14 protein-coding genes are annotated in these 14,790 nt (G+C 38.3%); 13 read left to right on the top strand and 1 reads right to left on the bottom strand.

The window, feature by feature from the left end; translation table 11 throughout:
- The first annotated feature begins 878 nt into the window (after positions 1-878).
- The 3 genes from POF51_RS25820 (at position 879) to POF51_RS25810 (ending at position 5,932) form a co-directional block, all read left to right on the top strand.
- Positions 879-1,694: a hypothetical protein gene (locus tag POF51_RS25820; protein WP_271756312.1), complete on the top strand. Its 816-nt coding sequence runs from the start codon at positions 879-881 to the stop codon at positions 1,692-1,694.
- Positions 1,691-4,717 carry a helicase-related protein gene (locus tag POF51_RS25815; protein ID WP_271756311.1) on the top strand — a complete coding sequence of 1,009 codons (3,027 nt, stop codon included), beginning with the start codon at positions 1,691-1,693 and terminating at the stop codon, positions 4,715-4,717. The genes POF51_RS25820 and POF51_RS25815 overlap by 4 nt, the downstream gene beginning before the upstream one ends.
- Positions 4,718-4,813: 96 nt before the next feature.
- Positions 4,814-5,932 carry a hypothetical protein gene (locus POF51_RS25810; protein WP_271756310.1) on the top strand — a complete coding sequence of 373 codons (1,119 nt, stop codon included), beginning with the start codon at positions 4,814-4,816 and terminating at the stop codon, positions 5,930-5,932.
- Positions 5,933-5,958: 26 nt separating this feature from the next.
- On the opposite strand, the gene POF51_RS25805 is transcribed toward POF51_RS25810, so the two are convergent.
- Positions 5,959-6,984, bottom strand: coding sequence for an RES family NAD+ phosphorylase (locus POF51_RS25805; RefSeq protein ID WP_271756309.1), 1,026 nt, complete (start codon positions 6,982-6,984; stop codon positions 5,959-5,961).
- A gap of 270 nt (positions 6,985-7,254) precedes the next feature.
- Between POF51_RS25805 and POF51_RS25800 the strand changes: the two genes are divergently transcribed.
- From POF51_RS25800 to POF51_RS25755, 10 genes are all read left to right on the top strand, one after another.
- On the top strand, positions 7,255-8,808 hold the full coding sequence (locus POF51_RS25800) for an AAA family ATPase (RefSeq protein ID WP_271756307.1): 1,554 nt from the start codon (positions 7,255-7,257) through the stop codon (positions 8,806-8,808).
- Between the two features lie 25 nt (positions 8,809-8,833).
- Entirely contained in the window at positions 8,834-9,247 is a 414-nt protein-coding gene (locus POF51_RS25795; RefSeq protein WP_271756305.1) for a DUF1257 domain-containing protein, read from the top strand.
- A 30-nt stretch (positions 9,248-9,277) separates the two neighbouring features.
- Complete coding sequence (locus POF51_RS25790) at positions 9,278-9,982, top strand: hypothetical protein (RefSeq protein WP_271756304.1); 705 nt, start codon at positions 9,278-9,280, stop codon at positions 9,980-9,982.
- Positions 9,983-10,000: 18 nt separating this feature from the next.
- A complete protein-coding gene (locus POF51_RS25785; protein WP_271756303.1) occupies positions 10,001-10,207 on the top strand; it encodes a DUF2997 domain-containing protein in 207 nt (68 codons plus the stop codon).
- On the top strand, positions 10,207-10,764 hold the full coding sequence (locus POF51_RS25780) for a 4Fe-4S single cluster domain-containing protein (protein ID WP_271756302.1): 558 nt from the start codon (positions 10,207-10,209) through the stop codon (positions 10,762-10,764). Before POF51_RS25785 ends, POF51_RS25780 begins: the two co-directional genes overlap by 1 nt.
- Positions 10,765-10,827: 63 nt before the next feature.
- Complete coding sequence (locus tag POF51_RS25775; protein WP_271756301.1) at positions 10,828-11,175, top strand: hypothetical protein; 348 nt, start codon at positions 10,828-10,830, stop codon at positions 11,173-11,175.
- 96 nt (positions 11,176-11,271) lie between these two features.
- Positions 11,272-11,835 (top strand): hypothetical protein, encoded by a 564-nt coding sequence (locus tag POF51_RS25770; RefSeq protein ID WP_271756300.1) that lies wholly within the window; start codon positions 11,272-11,274, stop codon positions 11,833-11,835.
- Between the two features lie 66 nt (positions 11,836-11,901).
- On the top strand, positions 11,902-12,765 hold the full coding sequence (locus POF51_RS25765; protein WP_271756299.1) for a hypothetical protein: 864 nt from the start codon (positions 11,902-11,904) through the stop codon (positions 12,763-12,765).
- 27 nt (positions 12,766-12,792) lie between these two features.
- A complete protein-coding gene (locus tag POF51_RS25760) occupies positions 12,793-13,278 on the top strand; it encodes a hypothetical protein (protein WP_271756298.1) in 486 nt (161 codons plus the stop codon).
- A 90-nt stretch (positions 13,279-13,368) separates the two neighbouring features.
- A complete protein-coding gene (locus POF51_RS25755) occupies positions 13,369-14,481 on the top strand; it encodes a hypothetical protein (protein WP_271756297.1) in 1,113 nt (370 codons plus the stop codon).
- Positions 14,482-14,790: the final 309 nt, after the last annotated feature.

Here is a 14,790-nt window from a genome sequence, read left to right as displayed (position 1 = left end):
ATAAAACAATCATCCATTGCAATAAAAGCTCAAATACTATCCAGTTAGGAAAAAAGGGGGGCAGGGGACTATGCCTCGGATCTTGTTTGATTCTATTACATTATGCTCTTGAATCTTTTTAGCAGCTAGGACCATTTTGTAGCCAACTCCTTGTTTTACTATTTGAGAATGAGTTTTCCATAGGCGTACTTGTTTTTGAATGCTTGCATTCGCTGAATTTTAGAAAGGGCCACGATAAATTGATTCCGATTCATCTGATTTGCACCTCCGTTTTTATAAACAAAAAAGCCGTTTGGCACACACACCCTAATAAGGATGTGTAAGCCGAACGGCTCGTTCTTTCAAAAACCGAGTTCTCTCGGATAGTAAGTGTATACAGCGTCAACCTCGCCAACAAGAAGAATGGTTGATAAAATTCAGAAAAGAGGATTTCTGATTTAAGTATAGGTTAAAGACTGGAAGAAATGCAATACTATTTTTTCTTTTAATTTAGGTTACATAATATTTGTTACGTAACTTGAATTGGTTACATATAGTTTTACTTGAATTATCTTCTTTTGAATGTGTATACTGGTATTACTTTTGCTGCTACTTATTTCTATTCTAAGTCATTTAATTACGTGACCTTTCTCAACTGAGAAGTTTCTCAGACGCGATTTTATAGGCCAGTTGGCTTGAGTAAGACTACCCTTGTTGTAGACTTACCCTTGCTTACTGGCCTTTTTTGCGTTGAGCTCAGGGGAGAGTCCTAGAAATAAGCCACAGTGGATGTAAGCATACTTTGAAGGAGTTGTAAGCCGAATGTCAGATTCTTGATACAGAAAACCTTAGATCCTATAACATCGTTTGAATATACTACTAGTGAAGGTGGAGTTAAAATGAATACTTTGTTGACAGGGAATTTACTAGATAAGTTTGCTCAAATTTCTATTTCGAATGAGGATCGGTTACCTGAAGAAGATACACAAGAGTGTAAGCGCTTGGAACAACAATTCAATGAAACAAAAGCATTCATGATTAGCTATATAGAATATGTGGAGAGTCACAAAATTAAGAATGAATGGCTTAATTCGTCATCACTTTCTAAGAACATGAATGAAGAGTTAGAGTCATTGAAGGTGAAATTCATTCGGAAAACAGTGTACTATTTTGAGAAAAAATACGAGGTTAGTATTGATAGTGAAAATATTTGTAACAAGTACGATCTGAGCGTTACTTATGATGATATTATTACGGAGATCTATACACAGATGGATGGTTTTTCTTTTAAGCAAGTAGCTGTCAATCAATTGAAAGCAAAATTTCAAAACAATATAAATTGGAGATCTGAGATTGTAGTTAAGAATAAAAAGGTACATATTCCTAAATATATATCCTGGCAAGATTGGAGCTATGGGGGAAAAACTAAGTATAGTATGAGTTTCGATTATAGAGAAAGTTTAATTTGTCTCTTTTCTGTATTATCCCATATTGAATGTGGGGAGATTAGCGTATTGAACACTTTTGATTCGATAGCTAAAACATATAATTCGTACAATTTTGATCAGTTTGAACGATATGAGCTGGACCATTTAAATAAGGTAAAATCTTTTAAAGCATTTAAGAATCGGAAAATAGAAATTGAATTTGCAACTAATGATCTTGCTATGAAATTCGTTAGAGAATACTGCGGTATTATGGAGGGTGTAGCATGATTTACCCTATCCAATCTGTAGCGATACCACAAGAACAACGTAAAGAGATTAATGAGAAAATACTATACTTAATCGATGCGGGCCTGGAGAGTAATATCTCCAGGTCCGATGTTTTTAATGCTTACACTGGTGATGGAGGGCTTCATGGGCTATCAATGAAAGACTATAACAACTTCCATGAATACTCTGAGGCCAAAAAGGAAATTGAAGTTGGCCAGTTTTTTACTCCCCATCAACTATGTAAATTTGTTATCGATTGCATTCGACCGAATAGTCAGGAACTCGTAGCGGATCTAACGTGTGGCATGGGAAACTTTTTTAACTATCTTCCAACGCAAGAACTTGTCTATGGGAACGAAATTGATATTAAAGCCTACAAGGTTGCAAAGTACCTTTATCCTAATGCGAATTTACAAAGTGAAGATATTCGGCTCTATGATCCGAAAATTACTTTTGATCTCATTTTAGGGAATCCCCCTTTTAATCTTAAATGGAAGGTGGGGAAAGAAGAGTATTTAAGCCAGATGTATTATTGTGTGAAGGCTCACAGCCTATTAAAGCCCGGAGGACTACTGGCTTTAATTGTACCGAGTAGTTTTCTTGCAGATGAGTTTATGCATGCTGGCTACATAATAGAGGTTAACGAACGTTTTGATTTCATCACACAATGTCATTTACCTGAAAAAGCGTTTAGAGATATCGGTGTTGAATCGTTTCCGACTAAGCTCATGTTCTTCCGTAAGAAAAGTGAGCATTTAACACCTCGTGATTACAAAGTTGATCATTACACGGTTATTTCGATAACCGAGGAGTACTCCCATATGTTATACACCGAATATATTCAACCGGCTAAAAACGAAAAATATGATCTGAAGGCTAAGTTGTTTCTAGATGGACTACATCAAAAGGATACTGATAACTTTGCCTATGACGTAAAGAAGTTGTTATTTGATATTCAACGTCACCCAAAACTACGTCAGCATTACGCAAAATGCTCTCAATTAGTAGAACAGTATCTTACACAAACGAAACCTCCAGAAATGAAGTTGGAAGAATGGGAAAAGAAACGATTAACGAAGAATAAAGTGCTTTTCACTTTGCGTAGAACACTAAGAAAGCAACAAGAGCAACAAGAACACGCTATACGCCTTGTGAAGACAAACTATGGCCTTCGGTTGAAGGTATACAGTCAAAAAATGAAGTTACAGTTATCAAAATATAAAGGTACGAAAGAAATCACTTTTACGGATATGATCGTAAATGATCAGTACCCTTTCGAAGATACTCGATACTTAGGTCTTTTTAATAGAAAGAAAAAAGACTATCTGCTTCAATCGCAGCAACTAGAATTGATGAGTGCAGATCAGAAAGTCGATCGTTATTGTGATGCTCATACCCTAACCAACTATAACTCAGCTAATGGATTGCTTTTTGAGGTCGTATCACTAAATAAAATGCAAAAAGAGGACCTACGGAGACTCTTCCGAAAACGATACGGCATATTGAATTGGCAACAAGGAAGCGGAAAAACCATCGCGGGTATGTTTTGGTACAACATGTTGCTGAAAGAAAAGAAGGTCCGGAATGTGTTTGTCGTTAGTGCAGCTCTTGCCATTAATTTAACGTGGGAGCCGGTTCTGAGAGACTTTAACGAGGATTTTATCAGAATAACATCCATTAAGGATATTGAATCCATTCGGGACGGTCAAATTGTAATCATTACGAGCGACTTCCTCATTAAGTTACAAAGACACATCAAAAAGCACGTGAGAAAGCAGGGTCAGAAGATTGCCCTCCTTTATGATGAATCAGATGAGATGACAAACTATTCGAAGCGCACAAGAGCTGCATTGAACTGTTTTCGTAAAGCAAAGTACAAGCTACTAACAACAGGGACGACAACCAGGAATAACATTTCCGAACTTTACCCGCAATTAGAGCTGCTTTATAACAATTCAGTTAACATGCTTTGCGAGTGTAGTTTTATACACAAACGAAACAAAGATGGTGAGTTGCAAAAAGTTGAAAACCCGTTTTATTTCAAGCCATTCCCCGCTTTTCGAGGGTTAACCCTATTCAAAGAATGCTTTTCACCACATAAAGCAACAGTGTTTGGTATTGCAAAGCACAATCAGGATATCTATAATATCGAAGCCCTGCGTAGTTTAATTGATAAGACTATCATCACAAGGAAGTTTGCTGAAATAGTTGGGGAGGACAAGTATAAAGTGTCCACTCATCGTATACTTCAGAACGCTGAAGAAGTTAGAGTGTACAACACGATCATCAAAGACTTCTACCAAATTGTAAGGGGCTACTATCAACATACGGGTAACGAGAGAAAAGAATCTATGTTGAGAATCATACGCCAGATTCAATTATTGATAAAAGCGACCTCAGTTCCCCAGCTCTTGAATGAGTACACAGAAGATGTGTTGCCTGCTAAGTTTTACAAAATAGCAGAAATGGTCCATACCTTTTCAAGTGAAAAAGTGGCGATTGGAACAGTCTTTCGTCCGGCTGCGTTTGCATACCAACAATTTTTAAAGAAAGAGTTTCCCGATCGACCAGTTTTCTTAATTCATGGGCAAATTCCGTTTGAAGAACGCAAAGGGATCATCCGAGAATTTGAAGAGACCAGAAACGGTGTCCTGGTGAGCACGCAACAAAGCTTGAAAAGTAGTGTGAATATCCCAAGTTGCAACAAGGTAATCATTGAGTCTATGCAGTGGAATATTCCAAAGATTGAACAATACTATTTCCGCTTCATTCGGTACAACAGTAAGGATTTTAAGGAAGTTCATTTTGTCACGTATGACTATACGATCGAACAAAACTTGCTTGCCTTATTAATGGTTAAAGAGAGGGTAAATGAATTTATTAAAACAAGAGAGTTTAAAGAGGAAGCAGAAATCTTCGAGGATTATGGCATTGATCTCGACATCTTTGAAAACATCATGGAGAAGGAGATTGATAGCGAAGGAAACGTGAAAATAACTTGGGGTCAGCAGCATGTAAGTTAATGTTTACCAGATAAAAGGCTGCTCACTGAAAGGGAAATGCTAAAAAATATTGAATGTGTTAATAGGAATGAAATGTTCAGAAAGCTGGAGGTAAAAGTGTACCTACATCGAATCGTTGAAAAATATGAACCAGATTCAGGAGAATTACAGATAGAATTCTTCGACGAGCATGATTCTCCTAGTTTCGAAGACTTACAACATATTGAGATGGAACGTAAAATGGTACAAAAAGTTAGAGCAAATGCAAGCTTGTTTGCTGAACTTTTTGATCCTGATACTGAGTATATTTATGGTCATCCATTTAGAAGACGGGTGGAAGTAGAAGGCGGTTATAAAATTGCTAGAAGCAAAGGTGCTCGTCTAGATGAGGTCAATGTGTTTAATTTAGTCGTTCGTTTTCGAAACTCTAGATTCGATACTTCCGAAGCTTTGGCATTTATGTATAGGCCCAAGAAAACAAATCAGGAATGGATTGTATTGCTACCAGATGATACAGCGCAAACGATCAATCTTGAGATAAAGCGATATCAAGATATCACGAGATTGTATAGGGAGAGCGGTAAAATTACTTCAGATGAAGATGTAAGCTATATATTCGAGAATTTAAGAATGCTGAATCTACATGAGCGTTGTGCACAGACACTCATACACGAATTTGGCCATATCCTACATTGGAGGATATTTGATCGGTTTGACCCATTTTATAACGAAGGCGAAGCCTACCATTGGTTTCTTCATAATGGGTATGCTCAATCGCTTGAAGGTCGTATTCCAGGCTTTAAAGATGCCTTTACTGATGAGCAAAAGCTTTGGTTGTTGAAGGAGTGTTTGGTTGAAGACTACCGCATTTCCTTGAATATGGCTAGTAATGATGGTATGTTTATACTACCAGGGAAGTACACTTATGGTGCAGACTTACGAGTTCCAGATTTATTAAGTGAAGGGGTGGAAATTATGCAGCGCATGTTACGACCTGCTTTGGAAGATGAGAACATAAAACGTAAATCAGGTACGTATGAAGGTGAGGTAACGGACTTCGCCGTAATGCAAAGCATATTAAAAGCCTCGATGGATGATAACTGGACTCCAGGGCAAAGACGTATGAGCATTGAGGACCATATACAAGTTACAGCTAGGCTATACGATAAAGCCCATAAGAGACAGATTGCTGCTTCTCGCGAAAATGATAATAAAAACGTTACCCTTTTGGGGTAACGTTTTTTTAATGATTAATATTCAGACTATAGCGCTTTTTCTTTAGAGAGGATCTTGTCTTTGGATAAATACTTAAAGTCGATTACCCGTAGAGTTTGTTCGACTTTTTCATAATTAAGAACAGCGATATTGTATCCTTTATTGAATTGAACGCTGGGGTAGCGAATGGCATCAAAACCAGCAGATTTTGCAACATCAGCTACAAATCGAGTAAAAACATATTGAGGCCTATGCCAGCCATCACCTATAGCAGGAGCACTAAGTAAAGAGGACCATTGAATAGCTTGAATTATACTATTCTCTTCAAATCTCTCATCCATTAAGTCGAGAACTTTTAGCTCGTTTGGAATCTCAATTTGAGCAATCATAATTCCGTCTTCAGGCAACCTCACTTCGTAAAAAACGGTGATGTCTTCCTCTGATAAATAGAGAACCTGATTGCCTGCATGATTGTACCTACCTTCACGAATTTTTTCCTTTTTGTTTGCTTTAAAATCTTTTGGTTCGTATGGTTTGTGATCAGCATCGTATGTTCTAGCTCTAAAAAGAGGGGTAGGAACACTAGAATTGCTTATTGAAGCTGAGATAGAGTGTATTTCGTGATAAACTCGTTGGGCAAATTCATGACTTAACATCAAGAATGGAGTTTTCTCTGCGATCGATGCTATTTCAATAAGATAATCATCGAAGAAATCCGGTTTATCAAATTTCAATTCATATGGCCATATAAAGCCGTCAGCGGTTGCCCTGTCTCCGCAATTGGGACACTTCATTTCTTTAGTCAAATCAGCGAATTCCTCTTGTGAAAACATATCTTGAACAATGGAACCAGCATAAAATACGTCAAGTGGGATAGCGCTACATTGGAAATCCATATCCCGATTGTATATACCTGGCCAGCTTTTAATGAAATTACCGACACAGCTGCCACAATAGAAAGAATCCACGTTATACCATTTCTCTAAAGCCCGATAGAATAATTCTTCAAATGCCTGTAGTAACTCTTCTCTAGATAATCCTTCTTTCCACCAATCCGGATCTACATCCCTCAATCGATTCTCCCCCAAAAATATAAGAATACCAATATTCTACCATTATATAAGAATACCAATATTCTACCATTTGAAATAGAAGAATGCGCGTAAAGTAAAAGTGCAACAACCAAGCTACAAGGATGAATAAGTCATTTAACATTTACTATCTCTTAAATATATAGTAAAGTTAAATGGTAAATGTTACATATCCACTTTCTTGCGCGTATGGAAATAGATGACGCAAGCAGTATATGTGTGCGAAAGAACTGGGTAAGAGGAGGAACGTGTGTGATTAGCCATATCATGGAGTACCTCAATGCAGGATACCCCGCTCTTTGGATAAAAGATTGGGAAGTAGATCGAGTTGTAAATGAATTAAAACGGGTACAAAAAGGGAAGACAAAAACAAAAAAGAGAATATGGAGCTGCACCAGAGGTTTCGTTGATCCTGATACAAAAAAGGTTTTTGAGAAGACAGCAGATCCCTACGCTGCCTTGAATTTCGTAGAAAGTGAGTATAACGGAAAGGAGAAAATAGATGAGCCGTGTGTATACATCTTTCAAAATTTTCATAAGAAGCAATGGTTCGAAGATTTTCATATCATCCAGAAAATCAAAGAGTTGATTCCTATTGCTAAGGGAAATGAGCGTCACCTCATTTTTGTATCTCCAATCGTAAAACTCCCCATCGAACTTCAAAAAGATATAACACTACTGGAATTTGGATTGCCAAATGTTGAGGAATTAGATAAGGTCCTTGATTCAGTCTTAATTTCGATTGGATCGAAGCCAGCAATTCTTGATCGTGATAAACTGCTTCAATCAACTTTAGGGTTAACTTTAGCTGAAGCGGAAAATGCATTTGCGCTTGCGTACGTCAAACATAAAGAGTTTAATCACGCAGCGATAGAGACGGTTCAAAAACTGAAAGCGCAGTTTGTCAATAACACAGGAATATTGGAATTTATCCCTCCTAAGTTTCAACTGGAAGATATCGGGGGATTAAACTATTTGAAAGAGTGGGCTTTGAAAAGGAAAAATCACTTCCTTCCGATCGCAAGCAATTTTGGTCTCCGTCCTCCTAAAGGGGTATTAGTAACAGGTGTTCCTGGTTGCGGGAAGTCGTTAACTGCAAAAGCACTTGCTGCTGCATGGCAAATGCCATTGCTTCGTTTTGATATCGGTAGAATCTTTGGTTCGCTTGTTGGAGAATCAGAAGAACAAATGAGGATGGCACTAAAAACAGCTGAAGCAATCAGCCCTTGCATTTTGTGGTTCGATGAGATCGAAAAGATGTTCGCAGGGGTTGGAGGAGGTAATAACGGAGACTCAGGGGTTACACAACGTGTGTTTGGTTTCTTTTTAACCTGGATGCAAGAGAAAGAACACCCTGTATTCTTGTTTGCTACAGCCAATAATATCGAAGCAATGCCTCCTGAGTTCACGCGTAAGGGAAGATTCGATGAAGTTTTCTTCGTAGATCTGCCTAATGATGATGAGAGAAAAGCAATTGTTGAAATTCACTTGACAAAAAGGAAGAAAAAACCAGATTATTTTGATCTACCGGAACTTGTGAGAGAAAGTCAGGGTTACAGTGGTGCAGAAATAGAAGAGGCAATCGAGAGTGCCCTATCAAATGCCTTTGACCAGGACATGCGTGAATTAACGACTGAGGACATTGTACAAGCATTCAATGAGTCTATCCCGCTCTCCACTAGTAGAAAGGAACAGATCGAGAACTTAAGAAAATGGGCAGAAGAAAGAGCAAGAAATGCAAGTGGTCAGCAAGTGCTTGTTCCCATTCCTGACACGGTATCAGGTAATCGAGTCATTCATTCTTAATATCCAGTAGTGAAGGGAGAAAGTAATGATGTCGCATTATACAAAAGTACCGGCACAATTAAAAGATGTACAGGCAATCAAAATGGCATGCGATCGCTTAGGGGTTGACCTTGTACCAAATGGAATCGCTCGTGGCTGGATGGGAAACCGATTAAAAGCACCCTATGTGATCAAATTAAAGGGAGCCTACGACGTTGCTCTCGAAAAAAATGCAGACGGAACGTTTGACCTCGTAGCAGATTGGTCGATGGGAACCAATATAGAAAGAGAAATAGGCCCAAACGGGGGGCGTTTACTTCAAATGTACGGTGCGTCTATCGTACATTTGGAAGCGGAACGACAAGGTATGAAGGTGGAAGAGACAGTCATGCAAGATGGAAAATTACGATTTCGTCTCTATCAAGAGGATGAAGGGCAATACGAAAGATTGCGGTATTAAGCTTAAGAACGAATAGGGAGGATACGACAAATGAACACCCACACTTTGAACGAAGGACCAACAAGTGCACAGCTTTCTATCGAGGAATTAGGAGGCTTAATTCAATATTGGGATGAGCAGCTGAATAGTAGAGATCTGATAGAGAATGCAAAAATCATATTTTCAGAGGGCTTTAAACTGGGACTTAACTCAATTACAGAGGCCCTTCAGGGACTAGGTATGTATTTTCCACCTACGGAGCCGGAACAGGTACAGCTGAAAACTGGACATGCAGACCTGGCGAGCTCAATTACGGTGCCACTTTCTGTTATTGTTCATATTCCTGAAGATGGATTTTCTGACATCGCAAATCTAATGATTACTCAAATGCCCGAATCCCTCCGTAATCAGATGCTTCCACCTACGAAGGGTGATCTTTTGAAGATCCAAGAACAGCTTGATCTATCCTTACAACGATATGACGAAATAATCAATAGTCTTAAAGAGTCGAAAGAAGATGCGAACAGCATTAAAAAAAATCCAATTATTCAAAGCGCCATTTATGATGTAATAAAAACAGTTGGCACATGGACTCTTGCTGTAGGTATCCTTATCCATTCAGGTGTTCCGATTAACGAGGCGATACAATCATACGTTAAGAAAGTCTTTGTGGATCTCAAACAAGAGGAGCTTCCAAAACCGCAATTCAAATTCAATGTAGAAGATATAGATGCTACTGGAGGAGAAAGAACTTAAAGGTGGAGGTAGATATCAATGAGTAACGGCAAATACATTGAAATACAGATAGACATAAAGGGAAATGCATTAATAGAGGCAATTGGTTTTCAGGGAAATACATGCGAAAGTGCAACCGCTCCCTTTGAAGATGCACTCGGAACTGTTGAAAGTCGAGAACGCAAACCAGAGTTTTACAACGAGGAGTTGACTGCTGAGGAAAATAGAATTAGGAGTAGATTCTAATGGACATGCGTATTCATGCCTTTACTCCTTATTCAAGCGTAAATGGACCGGGTGAACGCTCGGTCCTTCATTTTCAGGGATGCCGTTTTTCGTGTGCCGGGTGCTTTAATCCCGAAACGCACGCGCTGGATCAAGGACGAGTTGTAAGCATTGATAGTGTGCTCAACTGGATTCCAGTAGATGTGGAAGGGGTCACGATAAGCGGAGGTGAACCTTTTCTGCAACGAGAAGCACTTTTGCAGCTGGTTTCTTCGATCAAAGAAAAGGGCTATACAGTTGTTGTTTTCAGTGGCTACTATCTACGCGAGATCCAAAAATTAGAATATGGCCTAGATATTCTGTCATACGTCGATGTACTGATCGACGGGCGGTTTGACGAGGAAAGGATTTCGCAATCATCGCTTCATGGATCAGATAATCAAAACATCCATTTACTTACCAATCGATATAAGCGAAGCGATTTTAATAAACGCGAAGTGGAATTTACAATAGATCTCAATGGAGACATACAGATAACAGGGTTTCCTGCCAACAGCACATTAAGTAAGGTGAAATAAAGGTAAGTTGTTGTATCAGTAGGGAGATCGAAGAAATTCTCCCAATGATTTGGAGATGAATTCATGAAAAGTATTATCATTCAGGAACAGGAAAGTTGGGGGGAGGTTGACCTACAATTTACAGTTAGTTATTTATTCTCAGATGATATGCAGCACAATAACCTTGGTCGTATAAAACCAATTGCATCTGGACATTTTTCAATCAGGAAAAAAGGTGAGGATAGATACCAGGAGTGCACCCTCATAAAAGAATTCCCTAATTCTGAACATATCACAACACAAGTTAATGCTCAGCTCTTAGAACGTTTCATCAGGAGTGACAATCAAGAATTCGATGTACCAATTGAATTGGTCTTGTCTCTGCAATTCAAGACATGGGGTAAATTGAGAACTACATTACAGGGAAATTGAAATGAAAAGACCTAACAGGTATAGAGATGATGTGAAAGTGGTTTAAATCAAACATAGCGTCTAGCTTTCAAAATTGTTGATGAGGGTGAAGGAAGTTTGAGAAAACATAGTGCCTCGATGGTTTTTTTCTTAGGATGTATGCTTCTTCTCTCTTCTGTAAGCTATGCACACGTGGAGGTTCCAAAAGTCATATCAGATGTCTTGAGTGATAGCAAAAGACAGGAGAGCCATTCCAGTGACGAGTCTTCCAAAAATGAAAGTAAACAACTAGAGAATCAAGAGCACATTCTCAAAGAAACTAATTTCGAAGGATCTACTGATAATATAAGAAACCAACTACATTGGCTCCTTACAATATGTATTTCTATTATCTTCGGTTTAACGCTCGTAAATATGATCTTCACTACTCTCAGGCGAGAGAGCCGAGGGAGAGAATCGTCTGTTCAAACTCTTCAAGAGAGAATGGAAGAACAAATCAATAGCCTCCCACCGAGACGTGAAACTTCTGAAACAATGAATCATTCAAACTCTCAAAAGAATGAGAGCCAACAAGTAAAAGTAATTGCTGACCCACCAAAAAATCGTGTAATACGGGATGAAACAAGTAACATTCCGTCAAAAAATAAAGAAGAGTCATCCAAACGCATTATTCGTCTTTAGGTTATTCCAGTACTGGAAAGAATTCAATCTTGATTGCTAAAACTCCATCAGAGGTGGTTAATGATTATGAAACGCGTGCTTTATCCTGTTACAGCAGGTTTCTTTATCCTGATCAGTTCTGGCTGTGGCGATATCAACTTAAATGATGCTCCTTCATTTTCAACAACTGGGAATAGTCATAGCGCTTTCGTGAGCAATAGCACCAATGATGGACCTAAGCTGTTTAAGAGCTTAGATAGAATCCTGGTTACAGAACGAATGTATCTTACAAATGAACCCACAAACATTATGTGGATATACTTAGAATCGAACGGTAGAATCATGGCTCGTTTTCCAGTAGCAGGGAATGTAATGACCAGTGATAAAGTGGCAACAGCTAATTTTGAGGATAATAGTGGGGATCTCCCTAATGAATTAAGAACCTATCAATTAACGAGTGATTACGTGTACTGGTTTACTCCAAATGGAGAGTATCATCAGTTCAATGGAGAGTACCACGTCTCAGGAAAACCTTATGAAATCGATAACAAAACTGGTTTGATGGTAACCGGGAAAGTTGATGAAACAGAAGAGAAGAAACGTGTCGAATATCAATCTCAAGTGACCGATTTCTTATTCAATTCGAGAGTGATGGGGGATTTTCGTAATGTTTACGTAGAAGCGAGAACAATTGCGGAAGAAGTTGTAAAATTAGTAAACGAAGTGAAAGTTCTCAAAACTCGAAATACTGGAGATCCAAGTAACTGGGGTAGCAATGATGAAAGACGTTTCAATAATGTAGTGGAGGTGGTTAAAGAAAAGGAAGAAAGATATAAATATTTAGTAGAGTGGTATAATAATAACAGTTCGAAATATGAAAAAATACAATTTGAAAAGAAACTGCTGCCATACCAGCTGCCTCATGATTATACAACCTTAGAAGTATATTGACAGTCATCAATTGAAAGGAAGAGGTAGATGAGCAATACTCTCTTTAACGAACGGAAGGCTCTACAAATGCAACTGGAATCATTATTAAAATTGAGATTTGATCTTCGAACTGAATTTGTAGAGCGCGAAAAAGTAATTGCTTCAGATATCAATGAAGTGATTAGACAAGTACGATTGTTAGATCAAACGAGTCCGAGCGATTTGAATATCATGAATCAGGGATTACCTGGAGATAATGAGCATCCTCCGATAATAAAGGATGAGGTTGAGCAGATCAGAAAACAAAATCGATCGCGGATTAACTATCAGGAAATAGAAAGCGAACTGTCGCTGTTAATGTTTCAGGCTCCCAAACCAGTTTCATTAAAAGATATTCAAAAGTCAGTAGAAGAAAAACTGAATATAAGGTTATCTAACCCGTATATTACGATCAAGAAAGTGGCAAAGAACCTTCCAAATGTCAAAGAAGTAAAGCAAGGTAAAGTTCTTTGCTTCTATTGGGAGAATAATTAAACAGGTCGACAGAGTTGGATATCGCTATTGTTTGCAACATGCATCTCTCTATATGATCAGCACATTACTCATTAAATTGGAGTTGATCGCGTGAATATAGATACTCAAAATAAAATCATCGCGGAGCTAAGCAAGGAGCTTCAGATTCAGTTGAAGGATCTATCCGTACATAACCTTAAAGACCGCCTATCAATTATGAAAGCAGCTATTCGTATGCTAGAAGAAATACCGAATTTAAGTGACGCTCATCATCAAATAGTTGATGGTACAGACCATGATTATTCAACTGTTGATCAACTTAATTTGTCGGACATACCTTCAGATTGTCCAGACTCCCGTGAAGATACAACGAATGAGACCATACCTTTGAAACCTCTGGCAATTCAATCTGATTTAGGAGAGGATCAGGGAGAATTACTTATTCGTGAAATCCAAGGCGCAAAGGCAGATGACAAGTACATTAGTGAGAAGCTTATCAGAGTATTAAATTTAGAGCACCATGACATAGTTAAAGTCACAAGCAACAATGATAACTTCCATGTTAAGCTCATCAAGAAAGGCCCAGGAATCCCAAGAGCGGATCGTGTAGAATTTAAATTTTGTTATGTTGAAGAGGAGAAGGGAGTGCTTTTAATCAGGCACCATCGCGAAGGATTTGACCTTGTGCCTCTCCCTATTGGTGAATTTGTGATCTCTGAAGACGAAATTAGAAAAAAAGAAATTCGTCCGGGTGACATAGTTGACCTGGCATATTTGGAACAACAACCACATTACATACAGGTCATTTGGAAACACGCTACGGATGTGATACCGCAAACACCCCCGCTCCCTGCGTCATCTTATAAAAGGTCGTCATTACCTACTGCAACAGAAAGAATACTTCCGGAATACTATAAGGAACTAAGGGATAAAACAGTACTTGTAGTTGGGGGAGATGATCGACATGCAGATTATCGCGATGCATTCGCTTCACAAGGTGCAAACTTCATTGGATTAAAAGGAGATTCCACCCCAGATAAAGTTCGTACCCAAGTTGCAAAAGCGGACGTTGTGGTTATTGTCATTTGTGCGATCCGAACTAGGACAGGAGAATTTACACCTAATATATGCAAAAATCTTAAAGTACCTTTTACTCGTGTGCACAAAGATGGTTTGGGTTCAATTTTACGAGCAGCTGCTATACCTAAATCGGAGGGAGTGTAACGATGAATTTTTTAGAGGTTTATATATAGAAGATCTTATTTTTTGCACTGGCTTTCTTATCCTTTTGATAAAATTATTATTGAAATTTTCAAATGATAGTGGCTTCATTTTTGCTGCATAACGCAATACCCAATTGTTTTTCTAGAATTGAATGCGTAAACCAATAACCAATTTCAAAGTTAGAATAATTAATTTGAATCCAAAAATCTTTTTAGAAGGGTGAGCAAACCCTTCTTTTTTTTACCTAGATAGTGAAGGCGAAATGATGACCGGTCAAAATTACGCCGAATCTAAAATAGGAGTGTTGTG

This window comes from Brevibacillus sp. AG (assembly GCF_028369215.1).
Taxonomy (GTDB): Bacteria; Bacillota; Bacilli; order Brevibacillales; family Brevibacillaceae; genus Brevibacillus; species Brevibacillus porteri.
This window is presented reverse-complemented; position numbering and strand designations above follow the sequence as displayed.

Excerpts from the sequence above, each read along its gene's own strand:
- POF51_RS25820 (WP_271756312.1), top strand. The coding sequence starts at position 879 with ATGAATACTTTGTTGACAGGGAATTTACTAGATAAGTTTGCTCAAATT.
- POF51_RS25815 (WP_271756311.1), top strand. The coding sequence starts at position 1,691 with ATGATTTACCCTATCCAATCTGTAGCGATACCACAAGAACAACGTAAA.
- POF51_RS25795 (WP_271756305.1), top strand. The coding sequence starts at position 8,834 with ATGATGTCGCATTATACAAAAGTACCGGCACAATTAAAAGATGTACAG.
- POF51_RS25790 (WP_271756304.1), top strand. The coding sequence starts at position 9,278 with ATGAACACCCACACTTTGAACGAAGGACCAACAAGTGCACAGCTTTCT.
- POF51_RS25785 (WP_271756303.1), top strand. The coding sequence starts at position 10,001 with ATGAGTAACGGCAAATACATTGAAATACAGATAGACATAAAGGGAAAT.
- POF51_RS25780 (WP_271756302.1), top strand. The coding sequence starts at position 10,207 with ATGGACATGCGTATTCATGCCTTTACTCCTTATTCAAGCGTAAATGGA.
- POF51_RS25775 (WP_271756301.1), top strand. The coding sequence starts at position 10,828 with ATGAAAAGTATTATCATTCAGGAACAGGAAAGTTGGGGGGAGGTTGAC.
- POF51_RS25765 (WP_271756299.1), top strand. The coding sequence starts at position 11,902 with ATGAAACGCGTGCTTTATCCTGTTACAGCAGGTTTCTTTATCCTGATC.
- POF51_RS25760 (WP_271756298.1), top strand. The coding sequence starts at position 12,793 with ATGAGCAATACTCTCTTTAACGAACGGAAGGCTCTACAAATGCAACTG.